Source organism: Pseudoduganella sp. RAF53_2, assembly GCF_052113985.1.
Lineage (GTDB): Bacteria > Pseudomonadota > Gammaproteobacteria > Burkholderiales > Burkholderiaceae_D > Rugamonas.
The window spans coordinates 1-2046 of the sequence record NZ_JBFRDW010000849.1; the positions used below are offsets into that span (position 1 = coordinate 1).

At 63.2% G+C, this 2046-nt stretch carries 1 protein-coding gene; it reads right to left on the reverse strand.

What is annotated here, in order from left to right; genetic code table 11:
- On the reverse strand, positions 1-2031 hold a 2031-nt coding region (locus AB4Z11_RS30285), incomplete at its 3' end, for an Ig-like domain-containing protein (RefSeq protein WP_442029675.1).
- Between the last annotated feature and the right edge of the window lie 15 nt (positions 2032-2046).

Genomic DNA, 2046 nt, shown 5'->3' on the forward strand with positions numbered 1-2046 from the left:
GGCCGACGCATCGTAGGCCGCCACGGCGACGCCGTCGACTTTAATTACGCGGTTAGCGTCAGCATCTTTGTCGCCGAAGGACAGTGCGGCATTGCTGGTGAGATGGTCGGCATCATGCCCGGCTCCGCCGTCACTGGTGTCATGCACCAAGGCCACCGTCGGTGCGGTCAGCGTTGTGTCGAGTGTGAAGTCGAGCGATGCCGATTTGGTGTTGCCTGCGGCATCCGTATCGGTCACGGACACGCTGTGAGCGCCGTCGGCAAGCAATGACGGATCGTAGCTGGCCACGGTGCTGCCGTCAACTTTAATGACGCGCGTCGCGTCGGCGTCTTGAAGGTTGAACGCCAGGGCCGCATTGCTGGTGAGGTGATCGACATCATGCCCAGTAGCGCCGTCGGTCGTGTCCTGCACGAGTGCCACGGTTGGCGCAGTCAAGGACGTATCCAGAGTGAAGTCCAGGCTGACCGAACTCGTATTCCCTGCCACATCCGTGTCGGTCACGCTCACGGAGTGTGYGCCATCGGCTAGTTTCGAGGCATCGTAGCTGGCGACAGCCGTACCATCRACTTTGATGACACGCGTAGCGTCAGCATCCTTCGCATTAAAGGTCAATGCGACGTTGCTAGTCAGGTGATCGGTGTCGTGGCCGGCAACGCCGTCCGTGGTGTCATGTGTGAGCGCGACAGTGGGCGCGSTCAGTGTTGTATCCAGTGTGAATTCCAGGCTCGCAGTTTTCGTGTTGCCTGCGGCGTCCGTGTCGGTCACACTCACCGTGTGAGCACCGTCAGCGAGCGCAGACGCGTCGTAAGCCGCCACGGCGACGCCATCGACCTTGACGGCGCGTGAGGCATCAGCGTCCTTGGCGCCAAACGTCAGCGCGGTGTTGCTGGTGAGGTGGTCGGTGTCGTGGCCTACGGCGCCATCGGTCGTGTCCTGCACCAGCGCGATGGTTGGCGCGGTCAGCGTCGTATCAAGCGTAAAGTCGAGCGATGCGGTCTTTGCGTTACCTGCTGCGTCGGTGTCCGTCACCGATACATTGTGTGCACCGTCGGCGAGGGAGGCAGCATTGTAGGCGGCTACCGTCACGCCGTCGACTTTGATAGTGCGCGTGGCATCTGCGTCTTTTGCGCCGAAAGTCAGGGCGGCGTTATTGCTCAGGCGGTCGGTATCGTGACCAGCCGCACCGTCGCTGCTATCCGTCCCCAGCGCCACCGTTGGCGCGGTCAAGGTCGTGTCCAGTGTGAAGTCGATAGACGCCGACTTCGTGTTGCCGGCGGCGTCGGTATCGGTGATAACGACATTGTGGGCGCCGTCCGCCAATGCTGCGGCGTCGTAGTTGGCGACAGCAGCGCCATCGACCTTGATGACGCGCGTGGCGTCGGCGTCTTTGGCACCGAAGGACAGCGCCGCGTTGCTGGTCAGGCGGTCGGTGTCGTGGCCCGAACCGCCGTCAGTCGTGTCTTGCGTCAGTGCGATGGTCGGCGCGGTCAGGCTGGTGTCGAGGGTGAAGTCGACGCTGGCGGTTTTTGTATTGCCAGCGGCGTCGGTGTCGGTGACGCTTACTGTGTGGGCGCCATCAGCAAGCAAGGAAGCATCGTAGGCGCCTACCGCAACGCCGTCCACCTTAAGCACGCGGTTGGCGTCGGCGTCTTTCGCGCCGAAGACCAGTGCCGCGTTGCTGGTGAGATGGTCAGTGTTGTGGCCGGCGGCGCGGTCGGTCGTGTCTTGCGCTAGCGCGACGGTCGGCGCGGTCAGCGTCGTGTCGACTGTGAAGTCAATGCTGGCGGTTTTCGTGTTGCCGGCCGCATCGGTATCGGTCACGGTGACGGTGTGCGCGCCATCGGCCAGCGCAGCGGCGTTGTAGCTGCCGACTGCTGTGCCGTCCACCTTGATGATGCGCGCGGCGTCAGCATCCCTGGCGCTGAAGGTCAGCGCTGCGTTGCTGGTCAGCCGATCGCTGTTGTGGCCAGCGCCGCCATCGGTCGTATCCTGCGCAAGCGCTACAGACGGCGTGGTCAGCGTTGTGTCCAACGTGAAGTCCAKGGA